23 protein-coding genes are annotated in these 24,911 nt (G+C 72.7%); 7 read left to right on the plus strand and 16 right to left on the minus strand.

Features of this window, described 5'->3' with window-relative positions:
* Positions 1-96 precede the first annotated feature (96 nt).
* A complete protein-coding gene (locus tag AC0693_RS07785; RefSeq protein ID WP_468471614.1) occupies positions 97-1,350 on the minus strand; it encodes a cytochrome P450 in 1,254 nt (417 codons plus the stop codon).
* A 231-nt stretch (positions 1,351-1,581) separates the two neighbouring features.
* On the opposite strand from AC0693_RS07785, the gene AC0693_RS07790 reads away from it, so the two are divergent.
* Positions 1,582-2,751 (plus strand): steroid 3-ketoacyl-CoA thiolase, encoded by a 1,170-nt coding sequence (locus AC0693_RS07790; protein WP_356416165.1) that lies wholly within the window; start codon positions 1,582-1,584, stop codon positions 2,749-2,751.
* A gap of 128 nt (positions 2,752-2,879) precedes the next feature.
* Here the strand turns inward: AC0693_RS07790 and AC0693_RS07795 are convergent, their stop codons facing one another.
* The 7 genes from AC0693_RS07795 to AC0693_RS07825 all read right to left on the minus strand — a co-directional run bounded on the left by AC0693_RS07795 (position 2,880) and on the right by AC0693_RS07825 (position 11,023).
* Positions 2,880-3,284 carry an aggregation-promoting factor C-terminal-like domain-containing protein gene (locus AC0693_RS07795; protein ID WP_478801226.1) on the minus strand — a complete coding sequence of 135 codons (405 nt, stop codon included), beginning with the start codon at positions 3,282-3,284 and terminating at the stop codon, positions 2,880-2,882.
* Positions 3,285-3,619: 335 nt separating this feature from the next.
* Positions 3,620-4,477, minus strand: a complete 858-nt coding sequence (locus AC0693_RS07800) for an ECF transporter S component (RefSeq protein WP_478801227.1) — start codon at positions 4,475-4,477, stop codon at positions 3,620-3,622.
* Complete coding sequence (locus tag AC0693_RS07805) at positions 4,474-6,471, minus strand: ABC transporter ATP-binding protein (protein ID WP_478801228.1); 1,998 nt, start codon at positions 6,469-6,471, stop codon at positions 4,474-4,476. Before AC0693_RS07805 ends, AC0693_RS07800 begins: the two co-directional genes overlap by 4 nt.
* A 2-nt stretch (positions 6,472-6,473) precedes the next feature.
* Entirely contained in the window at positions 6,474-7,613 is a 1,140-nt protein-coding gene (locus AC0693_RS07810) for an energy-coupling factor transporter transmembrane component T (protein WP_469318776.1), read from the minus strand.
* The gene (locus AC0693_RS07815) at positions 7,610-8,323 is read right to left on the minus strand and encodes an SCO2322 family protein (RefSeq protein WP_478801229.1); all 714 of its coding nucleotides are present in this window, start codon (positions 8,321-8,323) and stop codon (positions 7,610-7,612) included. Before AC0693_RS07815 ends, AC0693_RS07810 begins: the two co-directional genes overlap by 4 nt.
* Complete coding sequence (locus AC0693_RS07820) at positions 8,320-9,585, minus strand: prenyltransferase/squalene oxidase repeat-containing protein (RefSeq protein WP_478801230.1); 1,266 nt, start codon at positions 9,583-9,585, stop codon at positions 8,320-8,322. Before AC0693_RS07820 ends, AC0693_RS07815 begins: the two co-directional genes overlap by 4 nt.
* Positions 9,586-9,964: 379 nt before the next feature.
* Complete coding sequence (locus AC0693_RS07825; RefSeq protein ID WP_478801231.1) at positions 9,965-11,023, minus strand: MBL fold metallo-hydrolase; 1,059 nt, start codon at positions 11,021-11,023, stop codon at positions 9,965-9,967.
* Positions 11,024-11,221: 198 nt separating this feature from the next.
* Here AC0693_RS07825 and AC0693_RS07830 point away from each other — a divergent pair, with 198 nt between their 5' ends.
* A complete protein-coding gene (locus tag AC0693_RS07830; RefSeq protein ID WP_478801232.1) occupies positions 11,222-12,733 on the plus strand; it encodes an aldehyde dehydrogenase in 1,512 nt (503 codons plus the stop codon).
* Positions 12,733-12,966 carry a ferredoxin gene (locus AC0693_RS07835; RefSeq protein WP_356416186.1) on the plus strand — a complete coding sequence of 78 codons (234 nt, stop codon included), beginning with the start codon at positions 12,733-12,735 and terminating at the stop codon, positions 12,964-12,966. The genes AC0693_RS07830 and AC0693_RS07835 overlap by 1 nt, the downstream gene beginning before the upstream one ends.
* A gap of 930 nt (positions 12,967-13,896) precedes the next feature.
* Here the strand turns inward: AC0693_RS07835 and AC0693_RS07840 are convergent.
* The gene (locus AC0693_RS07840; protein WP_478801233.1) at positions 13,897-14,535 is read right to left on the minus strand and encodes a TetR family transcriptional regulator; all 639 of its coding nucleotides are present in this window, start codon (positions 14,533-14,535) and stop codon (positions 13,897-13,899) included.
* A 228-nt stretch (positions 14,536-14,763) separates the two neighbouring features.
* Between AC0693_RS07840 and AC0693_RS07845 the strand changes: the two genes are divergently transcribed.
* The 3 genes from AC0693_RS07845 to AC0693_RS07855 all read left to right on the plus strand — a co-directional run bounded on the left by AC0693_RS07845 (position 14,764) and on the right by AC0693_RS07855 (position 17,970).
* Positions 14,764-16,071 (plus strand): glycosyltransferase family 4 protein, encoded by a 1,308-nt coding sequence (locus AC0693_RS07845; protein WP_469318772.1) that lies wholly within the window; start codon positions 14,764-14,766, stop codon positions 16,069-16,071.
* Between the two features lie 88 nt (positions 16,072-16,159).
* Complete coding sequence (locus AC0693_RS07850) at positions 16,160-16,894, plus strand: class I SAM-dependent methyltransferase (protein ID WP_330330181.1); 735 nt, start codon at positions 16,160-16,162, stop codon at positions 16,892-16,894.
* The gene (locus AC0693_RS07855; protein ID WP_468471598.1) at positions 16,891-17,970 is read left to right on the plus strand and encodes a prenyltransferase/squalene oxidase repeat-containing protein; all 1,080 of its coding nucleotides are present in this window, start codon (positions 16,891-16,893) and stop codon (positions 17,968-17,970) included. The genes AC0693_RS07850 and AC0693_RS07855 overlap by 4 nt, the downstream gene beginning before the upstream one ends.
* A gap of 33 nt (positions 17,971-18,003) precedes the next feature.
* On the opposite strand, the gene AC0693_RS07860 is transcribed toward AC0693_RS07855, so the two are convergent.
* Entirely contained in the window at positions 18,004-18,294 is a 291-nt protein-coding gene (locus AC0693_RS07860; RefSeq protein ID WP_469336381.1) for a hypothetical protein, read from the minus strand.
* Between the two features lie 142 nt (positions 18,295-18,436).
* On the opposite strand from AC0693_RS07860, the gene AC0693_RS07865 reads away from it, so the two are divergent.
* Positions 18,437-19,078, plus strand: a complete 642-nt coding sequence (locus AC0693_RS07865; protein WP_469318794.1) for a hypothetical protein — start codon at positions 18,437-18,439, stop codon at positions 19,076-19,078.
* Between the two features lie 80 nt (positions 19,079-19,158).
* Here the strand turns inward: AC0693_RS07865 and AC0693_RS07870 are convergent, their stop codons facing one another.
* The 6 genes from AC0693_RS07870 to AC0693_RS07895 form a co-directional block, all read right to left on the minus strand.
* Positions 19,159-19,935: an ABC transporter permease gene (locus AC0693_RS07870; RefSeq protein ID WP_356411025.1), complete on the minus strand. Its 777-nt coding sequence runs from the start codon at positions 19,933-19,935 to the stop codon at positions 19,159-19,161.
* A complete protein-coding gene (locus tag AC0693_RS07875) occupies positions 19,932-20,912 on the minus strand; it encodes an ATP-binding cassette domain-containing protein (RefSeq protein WP_478801234.1) in 981 nt (326 codons plus the stop codon). The genes AC0693_RS07870 and AC0693_RS07875 overlap by 4 nt, the downstream gene beginning before the upstream one ends.
* 80 nt (positions 20,913-20,992) lie before the next feature.
* The gene (locus AC0693_RS07880) at positions 20,993-21,883 is read right to left on the minus strand and encodes a DUF4097 family beta strand repeat-containing protein (protein WP_478801235.1); all 891 of its coding nucleotides are present in this window, start codon (positions 21,881-21,883) and stop codon (positions 20,993-20,995) included.
* 83 nt (positions 21,884-21,966) lie between these two features.
* Positions 21,967-22,530: a hypothetical protein gene (locus tag AC0693_RS07885; protein ID WP_478801236.1), complete on the minus strand. Its 564-nt coding sequence runs from the start codon at positions 22,528-22,530 to the stop codon at positions 21,967-21,969.
* Positions 22,531-22,819: 289 nt separating this feature from the next.
* On the minus strand, positions 22,820-23,830 hold the full coding sequence (locus AC0693_RS07890) for an LLM class F420-dependent oxidoreductase (protein WP_469318766.1): 1,011 nt from the start codon (positions 23,828-23,830) through the stop codon (positions 22,820-22,822).
* 117 nt (positions 23,831-23,947) lie between these two features.
* A complete protein-coding gene (locus tag AC0693_RS07895) occupies positions 23,948-24,802 on the minus strand; it encodes a hypothetical protein (protein ID WP_356411039.1) in 855 nt (284 codons plus the stop codon).
* Between the last annotated feature and the right edge of the window lie 109 nt (positions 24,803-24,911).

The following is a 24,911-nucleotide window of genomic DNA, read 5'->3' on the forward strand; positions in this document are numbered from 1 at the left end:
CGGGCTGGATGTGGCGGGGTGGGATTGCCCTCAAGCGCCGGGCGGGCTAGATGTGCCCCCCGGGCAGGGGTTTGGGGTCCCTGCCCGGGGGTGGGGTCAGGGGTGGGTTACGCGGAGTTCCTTGATGCCGTTGAGCCAGGCGGCTCGTAGGCGGCGGGGGTGGGGGCCGGCCAGGCGGAGGTCCGGGAGGGTGTCGGCCAGGGCGTTGAAGATCAGGTCGATCTCCATGATGGCCAGGGACTTGCCCAGGCAGAAGTGCGGGCCGCCGCCGCCGAAGCCGAGGTGCGGGTTCGGGTCGCGGGTGATGTCGAAGGCGTCCGGGTTCTCGAAGACCTCGGGGTCGTGGTTGGCGGAGGAGTAGAACAGCCCCACCCGGTCGCCCGCCGAGATCTTCTGGCCGCCCAGTTCGGTGTCCTGGGTGGCGGTGCGCTGGAAGGACACCACCGGGGTGGCCCAGCGCACGATCTCCTCGGCCGCCGTCGAGGGCCGGGTCGCCTTGTACAGCTCCCACTGCTCGGGGTGGGTGAGGAAGGCGTGCATGCCGTGGCTGATGGCGTTGCGCGTGGTCTCGTTGCCCGCCACCGCGAGCAGCAGCACGAAGAAGCCGAACTCGTCCGAGCCCAGGTTGCCCTGGCCCTCGGCGGCGACGAGCTGGGTGACGATGTCCTTGGCCGGGCACTCCTTGCGCGCGGCGGAGAGGTTCATGGCGTAGCCGATGAGTTCCATCGCCGCCGTGGAGCCGACCTCCTCGGTGATCGCGTACTCGGGGTCGTCGTAGGCGATCATCTTGTTCGACCAGTCGAAGATCCGCGCGCGGTCCTCCTGCGGTACGCCGATCAGCTCGGCGATGGCCTGGAGCGGCAGTTCGCAGGCGACCTGGGTGACGAAGTCGAAGCTCCCGTCCGCCGAGGCGCCCGCCGCCGCGGCCGCTTCCTCGGCGATCTTCGAGGCCCGGGCGCGCAGGGCCGCCTCCAGGCCGCGGATCGCGCGCGGGGTGAAGCCGCGCTGCACGATCTGGCGGACCCGGGTGTGTTCCGGCGGATCCATGTTCAGCATGATCAGGCGCTGGGCATCGATCTGTTCGCGCTGGATGTGCTCGTTGAAGCGGATGATCGCGGTGTTGGTGGTGGAGGAGAACAACTCCGGGTGCGTGGACACGTACTTGACGTCCGCATGCCGGGTGACGACCCAGTAGCCCTCGTCGTCGAAGCCGGTGATGCCCCGGGGCTGCGGGCACCACCACACCGGAGCGGTCTGCCGGAGCTGGGCGAATTCCGGCAGCGGGACGCGGTCTTGGAGCAGATCGGGGTCGGTGGCGTCGAAGCCGTCGGGCAGCGCGGGGCAGGACATTCGGCAACTCCAAGGTCTGACGGCCCATCAGAAGTTGGCTCGAAGGTAGTAACGAGTTCTACAAGTGACAAGGGTCGGCGCGGCAACTGTTGCGTGTGGAATCCGTGCAAGGCGTGTGCAAGACCCTTGCGTGCGGGGCCCACAGGTCATAAAACTGCCAGAGAACTAGAACGCGTACTAGTTCAGGCGCGCCGCCGGGACGGCCGCCGCTGTGAAGGAGAGGACGAGCTCATGGCCGCGGAACCCGTCATCGTCGAAGCCGTACGCACGCCCATCGGCAAGCGGGGAGGCGCGCTCGCCAACCTCCACCCCGCCTACCTGCTGGGTGAGACCTACCGCGAGCTGCTCGCCCGTACGGGGATCCAGCCCGACTGCGTCGAGCAGATCGTCGGCGGCACCGTCACCCACGCCGGTGAGCAGTCGATGAACCCCGCCCGCAACGCCTGGCTCGCGATGGGCCTGCCGTACGAGACCGCCGCGACCACCGTGGACTGCCAGTGCGGCAGCTCGCAGCAGGCCAACCACATGGTCGCCAACATGATCTCCGGCGGGGTCATGGACATCGGCATCGCCTGCGGCGTCGAGGCCATGAGCCGGGTGCCGCTCGGCTCCGGTTCCAAGCACGGCCCGGGCAAGCCCTTCCCGGACGAGTGGAACGTCGACCTCCCCAACCAGTTCGAGGCGGCCGAGCGGATCGCCCGCCACCGCGGACTCACCCGCGAGGACGTCGACCGCCTGGGCGTCCTCTCCCAGGAAAGGGCCCGCGCCGCCTGGGCCGAGGAGCGCTTCAAGCGCGAGACCTTCGCCGTCCAGGTGCCGACCACCGAGGACGAACAGGCCGCCGGGCAGGGCATGTGGCGCCTGGTCGACCGGGACGAGGGCCTGCGCGACACCAGCATGGAGGCGCTGGCCCGGCTCAAGCCGGTCATGCCGACCGCCGTGCACACGGCGGGGAACTCCTCGCAGATATCCGACGGCGCCTGCGCCGTGATGTGGGCCTCGCGCAAGATGGCCCGCGCGCTCAAGCTCAAGCCGCGCGCCCGGATCGTCGCCCAGACCCTGGTCGGCGCCGACCCGCACTACCACCTGGACGGCCCGATCGACGCGACCCGGGCGGTCCTCGGCAAGGCCGGGATGTCGCTGAAGGACATCGACCTCGTCGAGATCAACGAGGCCTTCGCCTCGGTGGTGCTCAGCTGGGGGCGGGTCTTCGGCCAGGACATGGAGAAGGTCAACGTCAACGGCGGGGCGATCGCGCTCGGCCACCCGGTCGGAGCGACCGGCGCCCGCCTGATCACCACCGCGCTGCACGAGCTGGAGCGCCGCGACAAGGAATTCGCGCTGATCACGATGTGTGCGGGCGGCGCGCTCGCCACCGGCACGATCATCCAGCGCCTCTGAGCCCCGTGGGCTTCGCGCCCCCGTGGGATGGGAAACAGAAGGCCCCGGTGGCCGGACCTGGGGAGGTCGGCCGTCGGGGCCTTCGCACGCGCCGGGGCGGCGCGCGGTGCTGCGCTGCCTGTGCCGGCTTAGTACCAGTGGTGGCTGGACCAGAAGTTCCACGCGCCCACGGGGCTGCCGTAGCGGGAGTTCATGTAGTCCAGGCCCCACTTGATCTGGGTGGCCGGGTTGGTCTTCCAGTCCGAGCCCGCCGAGGCCATCTTCGAGGCCGGCAGGGCCTGGACCAGGCCGTACGCGCCGGAAGAGGAGTTCGTGGCCGTGTGGTCCCAGCCGCTCTCGCGGGAGACGATCTTGGCGAACGCCGCGTACTGGGCCGGGTCCTTGATCATCTGCTGCGCGATGGACTTCGCGTCCATCGGGGCCGCCTGAGCGGGAATCGCGGCGAGCATGGAACCGGCCACGCCCAGGGCGAGCACGGAACCGGCGAAGGTCTTCTTGGAGGCGGCGATGCGGCGGATGACGGCGTTGGACACGGAAAACCTTCCGTAGGGAACGGGGGACGGTCGCTCACACGCCGAAGCGTGCGGGAGCCACTCACGCGGAGGTGGGGGGTTCGTCGGCGGGGGGTGAAGCACCCCTGCCGCCTTGGCGACATCACCAGTTAGCCAGGCCGCCGAGGGCCTGGCAACGCCCGCTCTTACTAGCCGCCATCGCAGCCGGGGGTCCACGGCCCCTATCCGGGAAGGGAGGGATCGGGGCAGGTCGGAGGCGGTTTGAGGGGGTGGGTGGGCATGGCGCGAGGGCTACTATTCCGGGCCGTATGTGACCGAGGTCCTGTGGGGCGGGTCACCGCTACAGGGCCCGGATCTCACGCTCTGTGGTCGCCCGTATCCCTTTGAGGTGTGTGTCCCAGCGCACTTTCGGCCCCGGGATCGAAGGAAACGGGCGCGTCGAAGGCAGCTTTCCTCGTCGCCCGGCGCAGTGCCTTCAGCAGGGTGGCCCCCAGCGTCATGGTCAGTACGACGGTCAGCGCGGCCCGGCCCAGGTCCCAGCCCAGCGAGGTGGCCAGACAGTACGCGAGGAACCGCGCGAGGTTCGCACCCACCGGGTCGCCGGGGTGGAAGGAGACCCCCTGGCCCATGCCCTGAAGGATCACCCAGCCTTGGAGGTTCATGATCGTGCCGTACGCGAACGCCCCCGCGAACCCGTACGCCGACAGCATCACCAGCTCCGCCCGCCCCCGGATCCGCTCCGGACATGGAAGCAGCCCGGCGCCCAGCGAGAACCAGCCCAGCGCCAGCATCTGGAACGGCATCCACGGCCCCACCCCGCCCGTGAGCAGCGCGGACGCGAACATGGTCACCGAGCCCAGGACGAAGCCGAAGCCCGGCCCGAGGACCCGGCCGCTCAGCACCATCAGGAAGAACATCGGCTCCAGGCCGGCCGTCCCCGCGCCCAGGGGCCTGAGCGCGGCCCCCACCGCGGCCAGCACGCCGAGCATGGCCACCGCCTTCGCGTCCATGCCGCTGTCGGCGATCGTCGCCACCACGACGGCGACCAGCAGCGGGAGCAGCGCGGCGAACAGCCACGGGGCGTCCTGGGAGTGCGCCAGCCCGGAGCCGCGGTCCGCGAGCAGCGGCCAGCCGAAGGCGGCGATGCCGACGAGGGTGACGAGGACCAGGGCGGCGGCGCCGCGGGGGCCGATGCGGACGGGGCGGCCGCTCACGTCGTGGCCCCCGGGGTCTCCTGGGCGGCCAGGGCCGCGGCGACCTGGGAGACCGTGAGCCAGCGGGCCGGGGCCAGGATCTTCGCGACCTGCGGGGCGAAGGCGGGGGAGGAGACGACCACCTCGGCCGTCGGCCCGTCCGCGACGATCTCGCCGCCCGCCAGGATCACGACGCGGTGGGCCAGCTCGGCGGCCAGTTCCACGTCGTGGGTGGCCAGGACGATCGCGTGGCCGCGGGCGGCGAGGTCCCGCAGGGTGCCTACCAGGCGGGCCTTCGCGGCGTAGTCCAGGCCGCGGGTCGGTTCGTCCAGGAGTAGCAGGGCGGGCCGGCCGGTCAGCACGAGGGACAGGGCGAGGGCCAGGCGCTGGCCCTCGGACAGGTCGCGGGGGTGCGTGTCGTCGGGGACGTCCGGCAGCAGGGCCGACACGAGGGCGCGGCAGGTGCCGGGGGGCGCCCCGGCGTCGGCATCGGCCGCCTCGCACTCGGCGCGCACCGTGTCGGCGTACAGGAGGTCCCGGGGGTCCTGCGGGACGAGGCCGACGCGGCGGACCATGTCCGCGGGCGGGGTGCGGTGCGGGGGGACGCCGCCTACGTGGAGGTGGCCGGAGGTGGGTTCCAGCATGCCGACGAGGGTGGCCAGGAGGGTGGACTTGCCGGCGCCGTTGCGGCCCATGAGGGCGACCGTTTCGCCGGGGGCGAGGGTGAGGGTGATGTCGTGGAGGACGTCTTGGCCCTGGCGTCTGAGGGTGAGGTGGGTGGCGGTTGCGGGGGCAGGGGTTCCGGGGGCGGTGGCTTCGCCGGGCCGGGGCCCGGACCCGGACCCGGCTCCGGTGGTCCGGCGGAGCAGGCCGCGCAGCCCCCGGCCCCTCTTCCGGGCTGCCGCCCGGGCCCGCGCCTTGTTCGCCGGTGCGGCTTCCGGTGCCTCCGGCGGCGCCTCAAACGCCGGCGAGGCTGGATTTGGGTGGGGGCCGCTTGCCGGTGGGGCTGGGTTTGGGTGCGGTGCGTGGGCCGGTGCGGCTTGCTGTGCCTCCGGCGGCGCCTCAATCGCCGGCGAGGCTGGAGTTGGCTGCGCCTCAAACGCCGGCGGGGCTGGAGTTGGCTGCGCCTTAAACGCCGGCGGGGCTGGATCTTGGTTATCAGCCTGCCCGGCGTTTGAGGGCCCGCCGGAGGCCGCCGGGTTGGAGAGGCGGGTGCGGAGGGGGGTGGATTGGCGGCGGGCGTCGCGGATGGAGAGGGGGAGGGGGGACCAGTGGGCCAGGCGGCCCAGGGCGACCACCGGGGGGTGGACCGGGGAGACGGCCATGACGGCGGACGGGGGGCCGAGGACGGGGGCCGCGCCCGGGGACGGGAGCAGGAGGACCTGGTCGGCGTACTGGACCACCCGCTCCAGGCGGTGCTCCGCCATCAGGACCGTCGTGCCCAGGTCGTGCACCAGCCGCTGGAGCACCGCCAGCACCTCCTCCGCCGCCGCCGGGTCCAGCGCGGACGTCGGCTCGTCGAGGACGAGGACCCTGGGGTGCGGGGTGAGGACCGAGCCGATGGCGACGCGCTGCTGCTGGCCACCGGACAGCGTGGCGATGGGCCGGTCGCGCAGTTCGTTCAGGCCGAGGAGGTCCAGCGTCTCCTCCACCCGGCGCCGCATCACCGCGGGCGCGAGGCCAAGGGACTCCATGCCGTAGGCCAGCTCGTCCTCGACCACGTCGGTGACGAAGTGCGCCAGCGGGTCCTGGCCGACCGTGCCGACGACATCGGCCAGTTCGCGCGGCTTGTGGGTACGGGTGTCGCGCCCCGCGACCGTGACCCGGCCGCTCAGGGTGCCTCCGGTGAAGTGCGGGACCAGTCCGGAGACCGCGCCCAGGAGCGTGGACTTGCCGACGCCCGACGGGCCTACCAGGAGGGTCAGTTCGCCCTCGGGGAGGGTGAAGTCAACGTTCCGCAGCGACGGTTCGGTGCGGCCGTCGTAGGTGACGGAGACCTGTTCGAAACGGATCACGACTACCCCTCCTTCGGGGGGACGGGCGCCACGAAGGCGGGGAGCAGACCGATCAGCACCGCCGCCGCGGGCCACAGCGGCAGGCCGGGCGCGACGAGCGGGACCACGCCCGGCGTCAGCCCGCCGGGGTCGAGGGACGCGGCGCGGATCATCAGCGCGGCGACGGCCGCACCGGACCCGGACACGAGCCAGGCGCGCGCCCCCCACCGGTCGGGCCGGTAGCGGGTGCGGACGCTGCGCCGCCCGCCCAGGCGCAGGCCCGCCAGGGCCAGCGCGATGCCGATGGCGAGGACCGGGAGCCCGTAACGGGCGCCTTGGGCGGCGAGGAGTCCGTAGGTACCGGCGCAGACGCCGAGGAGTCCGCCGAGGGTGAGGGCGTTGGTGGTGTGCCGGACGGCGGGCGGCACCGCGGCGGTACGGCCGTAGCCGCGCGCGTCCATCGAGGCGGCCACGGCCACCGAGCGTTCCAGGGCGCCTTCGAGGACCGGCAGGCCGATCTGGAGGATCGCCCTGATCCCGCCGGTGGGGCGCCCGCGCAGCCGGCGGGCGGTCCGCAGCCGGACCACGTCGGCGACCATGTTCGGCGCGAAGGTCATGGCGACGACGACGGCCACGCCCACCTCGTACAGCGCGGCGGGCAGCGACTTCAGCAGCCGGGCCGGATTGGCCAGGGCGTTCGCCGCGCCGACGCAGACGAGGAGGGCGGCGAGCTTGGCGCCGTCGTAGAAGGCGAAGACCAGCTGTTCGGCGGTGACCTTCCCGCCGAAGCGGATGCCCTGGGCCCAGGCCGGCAGCGGCACCTCGGGCAGCGTGAAGAGAGTGTGCGAGCCGGGCACGGGCGAGCCCAGGAGCATGGAGAAGACCAACCGCAGGCCGATGACGACCAGCCCGAGCTTGATGAAGGCGCCATAGGACCGGGCCCAGGGGGCGGCGGTCCGGCGGGCCGCGACGACGTAACCGGCGACGCCGACGATCAGGCCCAGCAGCAGCGGATTGGTGGTCCGGGACGCGGCCGTGGCCAGCCCGAGCGCCCAGAGCCACCACGCGCCGGCGTGCAGCGCGTTGCGGCGCACGGCCGCCGGAGCCGCCCACCGCTCGCGCCGCCGGGCCCGGACGTACGGCGTCCGCGCGGGGTGGGTCACCGGGCGCGGCGGCGGGACTGCCAGACGGCGGCCGCGGCCAGCACGAGCACGGCCAGGGCGCCCGCCACGAGGCCCACGGAGGGACCGCCCCCGCCGTCGGCGGCCGGGGCGGCGGCCGGCGCGGAGGCAGAAGCGGAAGCGGAATCCGACGGCTCGGTCCCGGTCGCGGAGACCTGGTCGCCGCAGCCCTGCCTCGGGTAACCGGAGATCGCGCACAGCAGCGCCGAACTGTTGTACCGCAGCGGCTTCGCCACCGCCGCCAGCGCGTCGGCGGCCGTCGCGTCCGGCGCCACCACGGCGCACGCCGTACGGGGCGCGGCCTGCGGCGGGGTCTCGCCGGACGGGGCGTCCGCCGGGACGCCGAAGTCGACGACCACGGCGACGCGCTTGCGGCCCCCGACCGGTGCGGTGTCCGAGCAGACCGCCGCGAAGTCGGCGGCCGCGCGCGGCTTCGCCGACTGGTCCGCAGCGTCCTGGCTGACCGCGAAGCGGAATCCCTGGACCGAGCCGTCCTCGGGCCGGACCAGGGAGGCGCCCTGGGTCGCGTACGTCCAGGAGCCGCGCGTACCGTCCCAGAAGGACCAGTAGCGGTAACCGGCCGCCAGCGCGGGCGCGCCGCCCAGCAGCGTCAGCGCCATGCCGAGGGCCAGGACGAGGCCCACCGGCAGCGTCAGCCGGCGGGCCGGCGGTACGGTGCGGCCCCGGATCACGGCTGCTGCTTCTTCTTGCGGCCGCTCAGCAGGAAGCCGATGCCGACGCCGGCCGCGGCGCCCGCGCCGATGATCCACCAGACGTTCCCGTTCGAGGAGTCCGAGGAGTCGGAGTCCGCCGAGTCCGAGGACTTCGCGGCGCCGGGCGACGCGGAGCCCTTCGGGTTCGCGGCCGCGTCCACCGGGCCGGTCGCGTTCAGCGCGGCCACCAGGTCGGCGCCGCCGAAGGACTTCGGGTCGGTGCCCGTCGCGCGCGCGGTCAGGACCAGCGTGGCGAGGGCGGCCGGGTTGCCCTTGGACCAGGCGGCCGTGTTGCCCTTCAGCCACTCCAGCGCGCCCGCGGCGGACTGCTTGTGCCCGGCGGCCGCCAGCGCGATCACCGCGTCGGCGGTGTTGCCGACGTCCGGGGTGACCGTCTCGGCGCCCGGGGTCTTCGCGGTCAGGTGACCGTCCTTCTTGAGGGCCTCGGCCAGGTAACCGGCCGCGCCCTGGGCGGCGGCCGCCGGGTCCGCGGCTCCCGCCGGGCACGCCAGGGCCGCGGCGGGGGTGTCCGTGGCGGCCGGGGTCACGACCGGGCCGGTGCCGAGGGCGGCGAGGACCGCCGCGGCCGAGGCGTCGGCGTTCGCGGGGAGGGTGCCCGCCTGCGGCTGGTAGCCGAAGGCGCCGCGGTCGGCGGCGGGCTCGGCCGCGCAGCCCAGCTGGAAGGAGAGCAGGCCGTCGTACGCCGACTTGCCCGCCTTCGACTTCACCTCGGCCGGCTTCTCCCCGGCCACGGCCAGCGCACTGATCACGACGGCGGTGGAACTGCCCTCGCTCGGGCTGCCCGGGTTGTAGGACCAGCCGCCGTCCTCGTTCTGTACGGACTTCAGCCAGTCGGCGCCCTTCTTGACGGCCGCGTCATGGCCGCCCAGCGCCTTGAGGGCCTGCACCGCGACGGCGGTGGCGTTGGTGTCGAGCACGGTCTTGGCGTCGCAGGGCGCGCCGGAGTCGGCGCGGAAGGCGGCGAAGGCGCCGTCGGCGCACTGCTGGCCGGCCAGCCACTGGACGGCCTGCGGCGCGGGGGACACGCCGACCGCGTGCTGGGCGAGCAGGGCGAAGGACTGGCGCCACACGCCGTCGTACGTCGGGTCCTCCTTGCCGAACAGGCCGGAGGGGATCACGGGAGCCGGTGAGGGCGACGGGGCGGCGAGGGCGGCGGGAGCGGCACCGGCGCAGAGCACGGCGGTGGCGGCGAGCGCGGCGGCGCTACGGCGGACGTTCATGGCGGGGCGGGTGCCTCTCCTGCTGGGGAGCGGGAGACGGGCACGGGGAGTACCGGGCTCCGGCTCCGTTTACCTCGACGGTGCCGGCCACCGGAGGACCCGGCGGCGCGAGCCGCGCACCTCCGCTACGGGGCAATCCGGCTCCCCGCCCGGCGCTGCCGGAGGCGGGACACGGTTGCGGGTCAGCGCCGGATTCACACCGGCTTCCCCCCGTACGGAAGTGTTGACGACCTGCTCACTCTACCGGCCCGCCGTCCGCGCACCGGGGGGCGGCGGCCCGTAGCGCCCCTTACCGGCCGGCTCCGGTTCCGGCGGAGGCGCGCCTTCCGCTCGCGCTCCGGCCGCCCTGCCCCACCCCTTGCCCCGCCCCCGCTCGCGGTCACAGCGCCCGGTACGTCACCGGATCGCTGCCGGGGACGGCCTCGGCGCGGCCCTGCTTCACCAGCCGCCGCAGGTGCGCCTCCGCTTCCGACACGGCGATGGTGCGGGAGCCGTACGGGATCTGCGCCCAGGGGCGGTTCCACTCCATCCGCTCGGCCAGCTCCCAGGGGGTCAGCGGCCGCGCGAGCAGCTCCCACAAACCCACGAGGCGCTCCTCGTGGTGGGCGAGCAGCTCGCGCACCCGGGCCGGGGCGTCGGTGAAGGCGTGCTGATGGGCGGGGAGCACCTCGGCGGGGTCGAGGCGGCCGATGCGTTCGAGGGAGTCCAGGTAGTCGCCGAGGGGGTCGGTGGCCATCAGGTCCTCGGGGGCCTCGTACAGCCCGATGTGGGGGGAGATGCCGGGCAGCAGGTGGTCGCCGGAGAAGAGGCGGCCGTTCCCGGGCAGGCGGGCGGGGTGCTCCTCCTCCAGGTGCAGGCAGACGTGGCCGGGCGTGTGGCCGGGGGTCCAGATCGCCCGGAGCCTGCGCCCGGCCAGCGGCAGCAGCTCGCCGGGGACGATCTCGCGGTCCGGGACCGCCGCGTGCATCCCGGGCAGGGGGCGCGCGCGGCCGCTCTCGCGGGCGGCGCGCAGCGGGGCGAGGTGCGCCTCGGGGGCGCCCGCGGCGAGGAGCTTCTCGCGCATGTAGTCGAGCCAGACGGCGGGGTCGGAGCCGCGGGTGCGCACGACGACCTCGGTGTCGGCGGCGTGCATCGCGATCCAGGCGCCGGAGGCCTCCCGGACCCGGCCGGAGAGGCCGTGGTGGTCGGGGTGGTGGTGGGTGATGACCACGCCGTGGACCTCGGCGACGGGGATGCCGAGTGCGCCGAGCCCGGCGACGAGCGTGTGCCAGGAGTCCGGGTCGTCCCAGCCGGTGTCGACGAGGACGGGGCCGCGGCCGGTCTCCACGACGTGGACGAGGGTGTGGCCGAGCGGGTTGTCGGGGATGGGGACCTTGATCCCCCACACGCCGCCGCCGTGATCGGTGACGCCGGGCGACTCGGATGCGGCTGCTGACATGTGGTGGCCCCCAGGTAACGAGAACTTGTTGCAGTAGTAGCCCAAGTCGACCATCTTCGGGGCTTCCTGACCAGTCGTCGGCTACGTCGTAGCTCGCTCCGGGCTCTTCGGACGGCGTTCTGTCTGCGCCGTGGACTCCTGGAACTAGAACTGGTATCAGTTCTGGCATCCGGTTCGGAACCGCAGGAGGCATCAGCCATGACCGAGCTCGTGGAACACGGAAAGCTGTTCATCGGCGGCGAGTGGACCGATCCGCTGGGCAGCGACACCATCGACGTCGTCTCGCCCCACACCGAGCAGGTCATCGGCCGCGTCCCGCACGCCTCCCGGGCCGACGTCGACCGCGCCGTCTCCGTCGCCCGCAAGGCCTTCGACGAAGGGCCCTGGCCCCGGATGTCGCTGGACGAGCGGATCGAGGTCGTGGCCCGGATCAAGGACGCGATCGCCGTGCGGCACGAGGAGATCGCCCGCTCGATCAGCTCGCAGAACGGCTCTCCGTACTCCTGGAGCGTCCTCGCCCAGGCGCTCGGCCCGATGATGGTCTACGACGCCGCCATCACGGTCGCCCGCGCCTTCCCGTACGAGGAGCACCGGCAGGGAGCGCTCAGCCCGATCATGGTCCGGCGCGAGCCGGTGGGCGTGGTCGCGGCGGTGATCCCCTGGAACGTCCCGCAGTTCGTGGCCGCCGCCAAGCTGGCGCCCGCGCTGCTGAGCGGCTGCACCGTCATCCTCAAGCCGTCGCCGGAGGCCCCGCTCGACTCGTACATCCTCGCCGACATCGCCCGCGGGGCCGGGCTGCCGGAGGGCGTGCTGTCGATCCTGCCGGCCGACCGCGAGGTCAGCGAGTACCTGGTCGGGCACCCGGGCATCGACAAGGTGTCCTTCACCGGTTCCGTCGGGGCGGGCCGGCGCGTCATGGAGGTCGCCTCCCGCAACCTCACCCGGGTCACGCTGGAACTCGGCGGCAAGTCCGCCGCCGTGATCCTGCCGGACGCCGATCTGGAGAGCACCATCGCCGGGATCGTCCCGGCCGCCTGGATGAACAACGGGCAGGCGTGCGTGGCCCAGACCCGCGTACTGGCCCCGCGCGCCCGCTACGACGAGATCGCCGAGGCGCTCGCTGCCGCGGCCGGAGCCCTGGTGGTCGGCGACCCGCTGGACCCGGCGACCCAGCTCGGCCCGCTGGTGGCCCAGCGGCAGCAGCAGCGCTCCCTGGACTACATCAAGCTGGGTCAGGAGGAGGGCGCCAAGATCCTCACCGGCGGCGGGCGCCCGGCGGGCATGGACCGGGGCTGGTACGTCGAGCCGACGCTCTTCGGGGACGTCGACAACTCGATGCGGATCGCCCAGGAAGAGATCTTCGGTCCGGTCGTCTGCCTGATCCCGTACGGCGACGAGGCCGACGCGGTACGGATCGCCAACGACTCGGAGTTCGGGCTGAGCGGCAGCGTGTGGACCGGCGACGTCGAGCACGGCATCGACTTCGGCCGACGCATTCGGACCGGCGTCTTCAACGTGAACACCTTCAGCCTGGACATGCTCGGCCCCTTCGGCGGCTACAAGAACAGCGGCCTGGGCCGCGAGTTCGGCCCGGAGGGCCTGAGCGAGTACCTGGAGGCGAAGATGATCTGCCTGCCGGGTGGGTACCAGCCGCCTAGTGGTGCGGGTGCCGGTGCGGGTGTCTCCGACGGTGTGTCGGGTGGTGAGTGATGGGTGACCGCTGGCACGTCGAGGTCGACCGGGGCGTGTGCATCGGTTCGGGCATGTGCGTGAACCACGCCCCGGCCTCGTTCGCACTGGACACGGCCCGCCAGTCCCACCCCAACTCCCCGGACACGGACGCCAGCGAACCGGTCCTGGCGGCAGCGGAGGGCTGCCCGGTCGAGGCCATCACGATCACCTTGGCGGGGAGCGGGGAGGTGGTGTTTCCGCCGGAGGAGTGAGGTGTGGTGTGGTGTGGGGGGCCCGGCTGCGTCGGGTCGCGGCTGCGCCGCTCGTGGGTTTCGCTTCGTGCGTCCGGGGTCGGGGTGGTTCCGGGGGCTGCCCGTCAGTTCCACTGTCTTCCCGTGCCGGGGCGTCCTGTCAAGAGCGCTCCTTCGTCGCGTCGCTGCGCGATGGCCTGCGGCCACTCTTGACATGCCACCCCGTCCCGGAAAGCCAAGAACTGTCGGGCCGCCCCCGGGGGGAGGCATGGGGGAGGCTGCCCCTTGCCTGGGGCCCGGCGCCCGGCCGCAGGCCGAGTGGGCCCGATGCCCCGCCCTGCGGGCGGCAAGAACGCAGTCAATCGCTACGCGCTTCTCCGAGAGAGGCGTCTGCGGGTTGTTTTGGGCTGGTGAGGGGTGCGGCGGGGCTCAAAGCTCGGCCTGACGAGAGTTCACTAGGGTCAAGGAGCCGTCGAGACTCAACAGCCGCTCAAGAAGTCCCTTTTGTGGCGGTTTTATCTCCACTTCTGGGGCGGCCGGGCATCAGACCCGGACCAACACCCATCTGACCGAAGTCTCAGCCCCACGCAGCCCGCTGACGCTTCTCTCGGCGAAGCGCGTAGCGATTAGGGGCGCTCTTTCCGCCCAAAGGGCGGCGTATCGGCCCCAATCGGCCTTCGGCCGGGCGCCGGGCCTCAGGCAACGGGGACCCTCCCCCCTGCCTCCCCCCGGGGGCGGCCCGACAGTTCTTGGCTTTCCGGGACGGGGTGGCATGTCAAGAGTGGCCGTAGGCCATCGCGAAGCGACGCGACGAAGGAGCGCTCTTGACAGGACGCCCCGGCACGGGAAGACAGTGGAACTGACGGGCAGCCCCCGGAACCACCCCGACCCCGACGCTCGAAACCTACCCCCTCGCGGCGGAGCCCCCACCCGGCGCCTTTCAGCCGATCCTCAGCCCGCCGACGTCGGCGACCCCGGTGGGGCCGTGAGGTCTATCAGGCGGCAGACCGTTTCTATGTCGATCTTGACCTGGGCGATCGAGGCGCGGCCCGAGAGCCAGGTGATCAGGGCGGAGTGCCAGGTGTGCTCGATGACGCGGACCGCCGAGAGCTGTTCGGCCGTGGGCGGGGCGTCCAGGCCCATCGCGTCCAGGATGATCGCCGTGGTCAGCCGGGAGACCGTGTCCACCTCGGGGCTCACGCTGCGGTCCGCGAAGGTCAGGGCGCGGACCATGGCGTCGGCCAGGTGCGGTTCGCGCTGGAGGGCGCGGAAGGCGCGCATGAGGGTTTCCGCGACCGCTTCCGCCGGGGTGTCGGCGGCGGGAGGGCGCTTGCGCAGCGTCGTGTGCATGTGCTGGAGCTGGTCCTGCATGGTCGCGACCAGGAGGTGCACCTTGGAGGGGAAGTACCGGTACAGCGTGCCCAGCGCGACACCGGCCGCCTCGGCGACCTCCCGCATCTGGACCGCGTCGAACCCGCCCCGGCTGGCCAGCTGGGCGCTGGCGTGCAGGATCCGGCGGCGGCGGGCCTCCTGCCGCTCCGTCAGGGGCGGGGACGCCGACGTGGCGAGGGCCTTGGCTTCCGCTGTCATGTGTCCCGTTCCCTGGCGTTCCGAAATATGCATCCGCACCGCTCCGAGGCTGTTCCGTGGTCAGCATGGCAGGCAGTGCAGCCGTGGCGCGAATCACCTGCTCCGGCTCTTACGGTGTGGTTTCCGGCCGGTAGATTCAATGGTCTTCAACGGATCAAGTCTGAAACTTGTTCTACATTATCCGAGCGGTTACGCTCCGGCGAAAGTGCAGTGAGAAGGGGGCCGGGAGTGACCGCTGAGGCCATGGTGACGAGCCCTTTCAGGGGATCCGCCACTGACGGCGACCGCCCGTTGCGCATCGCACTCCTCACGTACAAGGGGAACCCGTTCTGCGGTGGCCAGGGCGTCTACGTCCGCCACCTCGCGCGGGAACTGGTCCGCCTGGGGCACTCCGTCGAAGTCATCGGCGCGCAGCCCTACCCGGTCCTCGACACCGGCGCCACGCTCACCGAACTGCCCAGCCTCGACCTCTACCGCCACCCCGACCCCTTCCGCACCCCCAAGCGCGGGGAGTACCGGGACTGGATCGACGCGCTGGAGGTCGCGACCATGTGGACCGGCGGCTTCCCCGAGCCGCTGACCTTCTCGCTGCGCGCCCGCCGCCACCTGGCGGCCCGGCGCGGCGAGTTCGACGTCATCCACGACAACCAGACCCTCGGCTACGGCCTCCTGGCCGACCTCGGCGCCCCCCTGGTGACCACCGTCCACCACCCGATCACGGTGGACCGGGGGCTCGACCTCGCCGCCGCCAAGGGCCGCAGGAAGCGCCTCTCGGTGCGCCGTTGGTACGGCTTCACCCGCATGCAGGGCCGGGTCGCCCGCAGGCTGCCCACCGTCCTGACCGTCTCCGGTTCCTCGCAGCAGGAGATCGCCGACCACCTCGGCGTCCGGGGCGACCGGATCCACGTCGTGCACATCGGCGCGGACACCGACGTGTGGTCGCCGGACCCCTCCGTCGCGGAGGTCCCGGGCCGGATCGTCACCACCTCCAGTGCCGACGTACCGCTCAAGGGCCTGGTGCACCTCGTGGAAGCGCTCGCCAAGCTGCGCACGGAGCAGCCCGGGGCGCACCTCGTGGTCGTCGGCAAGCGCGCCGAGCGCGGGCCGGTCGCCAGGGCGATCGAGACGTACGGGCTCCAGGACGCCGTCCGCTTCGTCAAGGGCATCACCGACGCCGAGCTGGTCGACCTGGTGCGCAGCGCCCAAGTCGCCTGCGTGCCCTCCCTCTACGAAGGCTTCTCGCTCCCGGCGGCCGAGGCCATGGCCACCGGCACCCCGCTGGTGGCCACCACCGGCGGGGCGATCCCCGAGGTGACCGGCGCCGACGGCGAGACCTGCCTGGCCGTGCCGCCCGGTGACGCGGGGGCCCTGGCCGCCGCGCTGGGCCGGCTCCTGGAGGATCCCGCCCTGCGCGCCCGGCTGGGCAGCGCCGGGCGCGCACGGGTGCTGGAGCGGTTCACCTGGGCCAGAGCCGCCGAGGGCACCGTGGTGCACTACCGGGCCGCCATCGAACGGGCCGCGCGCGCCGGTCGATGAGGTTCACGAAGGCCATGCACCCCCCGTCCCCGCACTCCGTCATGCAGTCCGTCAACTCCCCACACCTCGACCGCGAAGGCAGGTCCGCGTGCTGACCGTCGATTTCTCCAGGTTCCCGCTGGCCGCGGGCGACCGCGTGCTCGATCTGGGCTGCGGCGCGGGCCGGCACGCCTTCGAGTGCTACCGGCGCGGGGCCCACGTGGTCGCCGTGGACCGCAACGGCGAGGAGATCCGCGAGGTCGCCAAGTGGTTCGCCGCCATGAAGGAGGCCGGTGAGGCCCCGGCCGGGGCCACGGCCACCGCCATGGAGGGCGACGCGCTCGCGCTGCCGTTCCCCGACGACTCCTTCGACGTCGTGATCATCTCCGAGGTCATGGAGCACATCCCCGACGACAAGGGCGTGCTCGCCGAGATGGTCCGGGTGCTCAAGCCCGGCGGCCGCATCGCGATCACCGTCCCGCGCTACGGCCCCGAGAAGATCTGCTGGGCGCTCAGCGACGCCTACCACGAGGTCGAGGGCGGCCACATCCGCATCTACAAGGCGGACGAGCTGCTCGGCAAGATGGAGCAGGCCGGTCTCAAGCCGTACGGCACGCACCACGCGCACGGCCTGCACTCGCCCTACTGGTGGCTCAAGTGCGCCTTCGGCGTGGACAACGACAAGGCGCTGCCGGTGAAGGCGTACCACAAGCTCCTGGTCTGGGACATCATGAAGAAGCCGCTCGCGACCCGGCTCGCCGAGCAGGCCCTCAACCCGGTCATCGGCAAGAGCTTCGTGGCCTACGCGACCAAGCCCCACCTGCCCGTCGGCGCGGCCAAGTGACCTCGCCCGGGCGCACCGAGCACCTCGTCCTGGACGGCGTACTGACGGCCGAGCAGGCCGCGCAGACCGTCGCCGGGATCCTCGCCGCGCAGCGCGCGGACGGGGCCATACCGTGGTTCCGCGGGCACCACCTCGACCCGTGGGACCACACCGAGGCCGCGATGGCCCTGGACGTGGCGGGCGAGCACGAGGCCGCGGAGCGGGCGTACGCGTGGCTGGCGGCCCATCAGAACGAGGACGGCTCCTGGTACGCCGCCTACGCCGACCGGCCCGACGGGGTGGACACCCGGGAGCCGCAGGACGCGAGCAAGGAGTCCAACTTCACCGCGTACATCGCGGTCGGGGTCTGGCACCACTACCTGGCCACCGGTGACGACCCGTTCCTGGACCGGATGTGGCCGGTGGTCTTCGCCGCCGTCGAGTTCGTCCTCGGGCTCCAGCAGCCCGGCGGCCAGATCGGCTGGAAGCGCGAGGCGGACGGGACGGTGGTCCCCGACGGCCTGCTGACCGGCTCCTCCTCCATCTACCAGGCGCTGCGCTGCGCGCTGGCGATCGCCGAGTGCCGTGAGGAGCCGCAGCCCGACTGGGAGGTGGCCGCGGGAGCGCTCGGGCACGCCGTGCGCCGTCACCCGGAGCGGTTCCTCGACAAGAACCACTACTCGATGGACTGGTACTACCCGGTCCTCGGCGGGGCGCTGACCGGAAGCGAGGCGCAGGCGCGGATCGAGAGCCGCTGGGAGGAGTTCGTCGTGCCGGGACTGGGCGTGCGCTGCGTGCTGCCCAACCCGTGGGTGACGGGCGGCGAGAGCTGTGAACTCGCGCTCGCGCTCTGGGCGACGGGGGAGTCCGACCGGGCGCTGGAGATCCTGCGCTCGATCACCCACCTGCGGGCCGAGAACGGCATGTACTGGACCGGGTACGTCTTCGAGGACGAGAAGGTCTGGCCGGTGGAGCAGACGACCTGGACGGCGGCGTCCCTGCTGCTGGCCGTGGCCGCGCTCGGCGGGGACGAGCCGACCACGGCCGTCTTCGGGGGTCTCACCCTGCCGGACGGGCTCGACCCCGACTGCTGCTAGCTGATCCGCCCGGACGGGTGGATCAGCGGTGGATCAGCGGCGCGAGAGCCAGCCCGCGAGGGCGTGGCCTATGAAGAGGTAGGCGACGGCGGCGATGCCGTAGCCGACGACGACCTGGACCCAGTCACGGTCGAAGGTGAAGAGGTCGTACGACCAGGTCGCCAGCCAGGTGGCGGCGTCGTGGACGAGGTCGACCAGGGCGTTGCCCCGGTTGGCGTCCAGCAGGTAGAGCAGGATCCAAGCGATGATCACGAAGGCCATGACGTCGGCCACGATCGCGACGGCGCGACCGACCGAGCTGCTTCCCCGGGTTCTTGCTCGCATGTGTGCTCCGGTGTGTGTGGGCATGTCATGCGTCTTGCCGCTGCGGTGGGGGCCAAACCCGAACGGGTGCCCCGAGTAGCGCAGTCGGCGGGGCGGGGTGAGGCTGCGGGGGACACCTCATTCCCCGGAGGAAACCGTGTCCATACCCAGAACCGCCCGATTCCGCCGTGGCGTCACGGCGCTGGTCCTGTCCACCGCCCTGCTCGCCGGAGGCGCCACCGCCTGCGGCAGCGGCGGCGACCGGAGCGCCGGCCGTACGGACGCCCAGGTCCGCGGGGCCCCGGCCGCCGCGGAGCAGGTCGCGGCCGACCCGGCCGAGGAGGCGTTGCTGGCCGCCGAGGCCGCACCGTCGCCCAGCCCGTCCACTGAGGCGCAGAAGCAGAAGTTCGCCAAGACGCGCTTCGTCGCCAACGCCGGTCTCGCGGCCGGCGCCGCCTACCAGTGGATCATCAAGCCGTACCGCGCGGGCAAGTTCAAGAAGGGCGCGAGCGGTCGCACCTTCGCCCTGGTGAAGGCCGGCCTCGCGGGCGCCTTCGCCTACAACCGGCTCAAGGCGGCGTCCGAGAACGCCAAGGGCGACCCGCTGCTGTCCAAGGCGATGGGTCCGCTCACCTCGGGCATCGAATCCCTCAAGGGGCTGGGCAGCAAGCTCCGCAAGGGTGACGCGAACGACGCGGACGTCAGCTCCTTCGAGCAGATGATCAACGGGGTCAAGGACGCCGGCAAGAGCGCGGGCGCCCCGGTCACCGACAAGGTTCCGAGCGCCTCCCAGCTGAGTCGCTGAGCCCCGGGGACCCCGGACGCACGACATGGTGATGACCCGCCGGGCGACCGGCGGGTCATCACCACGTGGTGCGTACGGCATCAGCGCGTCGTGTCGCGGTTGAAGACCGACCGCGCCCACAGGTAGCCGAGCAGGGTCAGCGCCACGCACCAGGCGAGGGCCATGATCCCGTTGTTCCCGATCCCTGTGCCCATCAGCAGCCCGCGCAGGGTCTCGATGACCGGGGTGAAGGGCTGGTACTCGGCGAACCAGCGCAGGCCGGCCGGCATCGAGTCCGCCGGGACGATCGCGCTGCCGAGGAGCGGCAGGAACTGGAGCGGCATCGGCATGTTGCTGGCGGTCTCGGGGGTCTTGGCGACCAGACCCATGGCGGCGGCCAGCCAGGTGAGGCCCAACACGAGCCCGGTCAGCAGCCCGGCCACGGCCAGCCACTCGACGGGGGTGGCGGAGGGCCGGAAGCCCATGAGCAGGGCGATGCCGGTCACCAGCGCGACGCTGATCAGGGTCTGGATGACCCCGCCCACGACGTGCCCGGTCAGGAACGAGGCCCTGGATATCGGCATCGTACGGAAGCGGTTGACGATGCCTTCGGTCATGTCGACGCTGACCCCGACGGCCGTGGCCACCGCGCCGGCGGTCGCCGACATCAGGATGACGCCCGGGGCGATGTAGTCGATGTAGTGCTCCGAGCCGGTGCCGGTGCCGAGGGCGCCGCCGAAGACGTAGTTGAACAGCAGCAGCATCATCACCGGCATGACCGCGACGGAGATGGTCATCGACGGGTAGCGCAGGGCGTGGCGCAGGTTGCGCCGCAGCATCGTCGCCGAGTCGCCGACGGAGTGGGCCAGGGTGGTCATCGCGCGTTCTCCCGCTTCGGGCCGGTGAGGGTGAGGAATACGTCGTCGAGGTCGGGGGTGTGGACGGACAGCTCCTCGGCGGGGACCGAGGCGTGCTCCAGGATGTCCAGGACGGCTCGCAGCGTGTCCGGGCTGCCGTCGCCGGGGAGGTCCAGGGTGAGCGCCTCGCGGTCGACGGCGAGGCAGGCGAACAGGGCCTCGGCGGCGTCCAGTTCGGGGAGGGTCGCGAACCGCAGGCGGATGTGGCTCCCGGGTATGCGCCGCTTCAGCTCCTCGGCGGTGCCCTCGGCGACCAGCTTCCCGTGGTCCAGGACGGCGATCCGGTCGGCGAGTTGGTCGGCCTCCTCCAAATACTGGGTGGTGAGGAAGATCGTGACGCCCTGTTCACTGACCAGGTTCCGGATGATCTCCCACATGGTGCGGCGGCTGCGCGGGTCGAGTCCGGTGGTCGGTTCGTCCAGGAAGATCACGCGCGGGTCGCCGACCAGGGTCATCGCGAGGTCGAGCTTGCGCCGCATGCCGCCGGAGAAGGTGGAGACGGGCTTGCGGGCGGCCTCGGTGAGGTCGAAGCGGCTCAGCAGGTCGGCGGCGCGGCGACGGCCTTCCCGGCGGCCGAGGTGGAGCAGGTCCGCCATCAGGATCAGGTTCTCCTCGGCGGTGAGCAGGTTGTCCACCGCCGAGAACTGGCCGGTGACGCCGATGACGGTGCGGATGGCGGCGGCCGAGCGGGCCAGGTCGTGGCCCCCGACGCGGACCTCGCCCGAGTCGGCCGGGATGAGGGTGGTGAGGATCTGCACGGTGGTGGTCTTGCCCGCGCCGTTGGGTCCGAGCAGGGCGAAGACGGTGCCGGGGGCGACGCGCAGGTCCATGCCGTCCAGGACCTTCTTGTCGCCGTAGGACTTGGTGAGGCCGGTGACGCTGATCGCGGGTGAGGTGACGGCGGTGGGCCCGGTCGCTGTCGCGACGGCTGTGGTCATGGGGCGTTCTCTCCTCTGGGAGGGGCGGGGGTGGGGCTGGTGCCTGTGGTGGGGCTGCTGGGGTGGTGGGCGGTGGTGGCTCAGGCGCGGTGGACGTCGATGTTCCCGGCCCCGCTGCGGGCGCGGACCTCGACGGTCTCGTCGGTCGCGGCCGGGCCGTCGGTGGTGGTGAGGGTGTTGCGCACGCTGCCGACGCGGGTGTTCACGTCCAGCCAGGCGGCGGTGGAGGGGGCGATGCCGACCGAGATGTTCCCCGCGGCGGTCTGGAGCGCGACCTGGCCGCGGGCCACTTCGCCGACCTCGATGTGGCCGTTGGCGGACTTGGCCTCGACGCCGGCGTGCGCGGTGCCGACGCTGACGGAACCGTTGGACGTGGTGGCCTTCAGATCGCCCTGGATCTCGCCGACGACGATGTCGCCGTTGGAGTTCTTGACGATCGCGGCGCCGCCGATGCTTTCGGCGTGGATCCGGCCCGAGCCGGACAGTTCGGCGTTGCCGGTGACGGTTTCGACGTGCGTCGTGCCGTGGCCCGTGGAGAGGAGTACGGCGGACGCCTCCTCGATGCGGATGTCGCCGAGGGAGGTCTTGATCCGGGCCTGCCCGAGCGGTCCGGAGCAGAGGAAGTCCGCCATGGGGCTGTCGCCGCGGAGGTCGGATCCGGCGGGCAGGGCGAGGGTGATGTCGAGGGAGCCGCTGCGGCCGAAGAGGGAGCGCTTGCGCGGGCCCTTGACGAGGAGCCGGCCCGCCGCGTAGCTGACCTTGGTCTGCTGGGCGGCCCGGACGTCCGCCTCCGCGCCCGGGTTGCTCGGCCGGACGTCGACGACGGTGTCGGTGCGGGGGGAGGTGGTGACGCGGAGGGTGCCGAGGTCGAACTCGACGGTGGCGGAGATGGGGTCGGGGGTCTTGAAGGTCTCGGAGATTTCCGAGTTGTGGGAAGTCTCCGAGTTGTGGGAGGTCTGGGGCTGAGACATGGCTGTGCCGTCCTCTTGGCTCGTGGAGCGGAAGGTGTGGGTGGGGCTGTGTGGGTGTGGGCGTGGGGGTGCGGTGTGGGTGGTTAGCGGACCCAGCCTGTGAAGCCCTGGGGGCCGCGGGAGCGGCCCGAGGTGGGGGCCGCGGGGGCGGGGGCGGGGCGGGTGGTCGGCTCCAGGGCCGCCGCGACGGCCCGGACCAGCCAGGCGTTGACCGAGAGGCCCTCTTGGCCGGCGGCGTCCTCGACGCGGTTCTTCAGGTGCGCGGGGAGGCGGAAGTTGATGCGGGCCGTGCCGCCGTCGTCCCCTTCGGGGGGCGGGGTCGTGGGGGCGGGGGGTGCGGCCGGGGGGACGGCTTGGGTGGGGTGCGGGGCGGTGGGGTCGCCGTACGCGAAGGGCTCTGCGGCCGGGGGGGCGGTGACGACGAACTCGGGGTCGAGGCCGCGGAGCCGTACGTCGACCGAGCCGGGGGCGAGGTCCTGGGTCACCTCGCCCATGGCGGCGGACAAGGCGTTCAGGAGGGTCAGTCTGGCCGCCGACTCCAGGGGGGCCGTGAGGCGGTCGGCCAGGGCGCGGGATTCCGGGCCGCCGGCCTCTGCGGCGGTTGCCAGTTCGTTTCTGAGGTGGTCGACGTAGGGCGTGAGGTCCATGGCTTAAGAATGGCACATGAGTGGCGCCATTGCCAGTGTTTGTGGCGCCAATGTGGTGTCACTTTGGTTGGGGGTGGTGCCATGTGGCTCCGCCGGGGGTTTGGGCGCCCCTCCGGGGCGGGGTGGGTGGCCCTTGCGGTCGTGGGGACGCTGGCGCTTGTGGGCCCTCCGGGGGCGCCTCAAACGCCGGCGGGGCTGGAGTTGGTCCGTCCGTGGTGCGTGGCGCCAGCGGGGCTGGAGGGGGTGCCGCCTTGAGTGCCGGTGGGGCTGGGGGTGGGGCCGTTCGGGGTCAGGTGTTCAGGTCCGCCAGGGTGCGGAGGGTGGGGAGGTCTGGGGAGGTGATGAGGAGGTCGGTGATCGGGCCCTTGCGCCATTCGGTCAGGCGTTCCGCGATGCGGGCGCGGGGGCCTATCAGGGAGATCTCGTCCGCGAAGGCGTCCGGGACGGCCAGGACCGCTTCCTGTTTGCGGCCCGCCAGGAAGAGGGACTGGATGCGGTGGGCCTCCTCCTCGTAACCCATGCGCGCCATCAGGTCCGCGTGGAAGTTGCGGGCCGCGTGGCCCATGCCGCCGATGTAGAAGCCGAGCATGGCCTTGACCGGGAGGAGGCCCTCCGCGACGTCGTCGCAGACGTGGGCGCGGGCCATCGGCGCGATCATGAAGTTCGGGGGGAGGTCCGTCAGGGAGGCCTGGTAGGCGTCCGTGCGGGTGGGGGACCAGTACAGGGGGAGCCAGCCGTCCGCGATCCGGGTCGTCTGCGCGATGTTCTTCGGGCCCTCGGCGCCCAGCAGGAGGGGGAGGTCCGCCCGCAGGGGGTGGGTGATGGGGCGCAGTGGCTTGCCGAGGCCCGTGCCGTCGGCGCCGCGGTACGGGTGGCTGTGGAAGCGGCCGTCGAGCGCGACCGGCGCCTCGCGGCGCAGCACCTGGCGGATGACGTCGACGTACTCGCGGGTGGCCGTCAGCGGGCTCGCGGGGAAGGGGCGCCCGTACCAGCCCTCGACCACCTGCGGCCCCGACAGGCCGAGGCCGAGCATCATCCGGCCGCCCGAGAGGTGGTCCAGGGTGAGCGCGTGCATCGCGGTGGCCGTGGGGGTGCGGGCGGCCATCTGCGCGATGGCGGTGCCGAGCCGGATCCGGCTGGTGTGCGCGGCGATCCAGGTCAGCGGGGTGAAGGCGTCCGAGCCCCAGGCTTCGGCGGTCCAGACGGAGTCGTAGCCCAGGTTCTCGGCCTCGCGCGCGAGGTCCAGGTGGGCCGGGTTGGGGCCGCGGCCCCAGTAGCCGAGTGCGAGTCCGAGGCGCATGTACGGTCCCTCCCGGAGCTAGATCTGACGGGGCGTCAGTAGCGTCAGGAGAGAGTAGACCGACGGCCCCCCGCCCGGAAGGGCGGGGGGCCGTCGGTCGTACGGGTGTCCGGGCGCTCAGCCGCGCTGGATGCCCGAGGTGTCGTTCAGCACGCCGCGGCGGCCGTCCTGGGTCTGGGCCACCAGGGTGGACGGACCGCGCTGCTCCACGGCCAGGTACCAGGTACCCGGGGCCAGTTCGGCGATCGGGCTCGGCGAGCCGTCCTCGCCGAAGAGCGGGCGGGCCACCGGCACCGCGAACCAGAACGGGGTGAACTCGCCGCCCTGCGCGGGCCCCGCGGCCTGCGGCTGCGCGTCCTGCGGAGCCTGCGGCCCCGGGGCGGGCGCCGGGCCGCCGTGACCGGAGTACGGCGGCGCGGGCTGCGGGGTCGTGCCGTACGGCGCGGGCTGCTGGCCGCCCGGGTAGCCGTACCCGGCGCCCGGCTGCGGCTGGCCGCCGTACGGAGCCGCGGCCTGCGGCTTCGGCTCCGGCACCAGCGGGCCCGCGAGCGCGGGGATCTTCGTACCGGCGATGGCGACACCGGCGAGCGCGAAGGTCGCCAGGAACGCGATCACGGAACCCGCGCCCAGACCGGCTCCGGGCGGGCTGACGATCAGCGCCCACAGCGCGGACCACGCGGCGGCGACGGCGAGGCCGGTGCCCCAGACCTCCAGGCCTTGACCTGCGACCTTGCGGCCCGACGGCAGCAGCCGGGTGGTGATGATCAGCGCGGCGGCGGCGATGCCGGTCAGGAAGATCGACGGGAGGACGATGTTCAGCCGTTCCGTGTCCCACGCGTTCGGGATGCGGGCCTCGCAGGCCGCGAGCCCGGAACAGTCGACGGAGTAGAAGTTGAGGAACGAGGCGATGAACAGCAGCACCGCTGCTCCGATCACCACGCCGTCGCCTCGAGTGAGGGAGCGGATGTTCACTTGGATGTGTGTCCTTCTCGGTCTCGGTCGTCTCGTCGTCTCGTGGTGCCGACGGTGCCGCGGTCCGCGGTCCGCGTGCGGACGCGGGTGCGGGGCGGGCGGGCACCAT

This window comes from Streptomyces sp. NPDC043876, assembly GCF_056435825.1.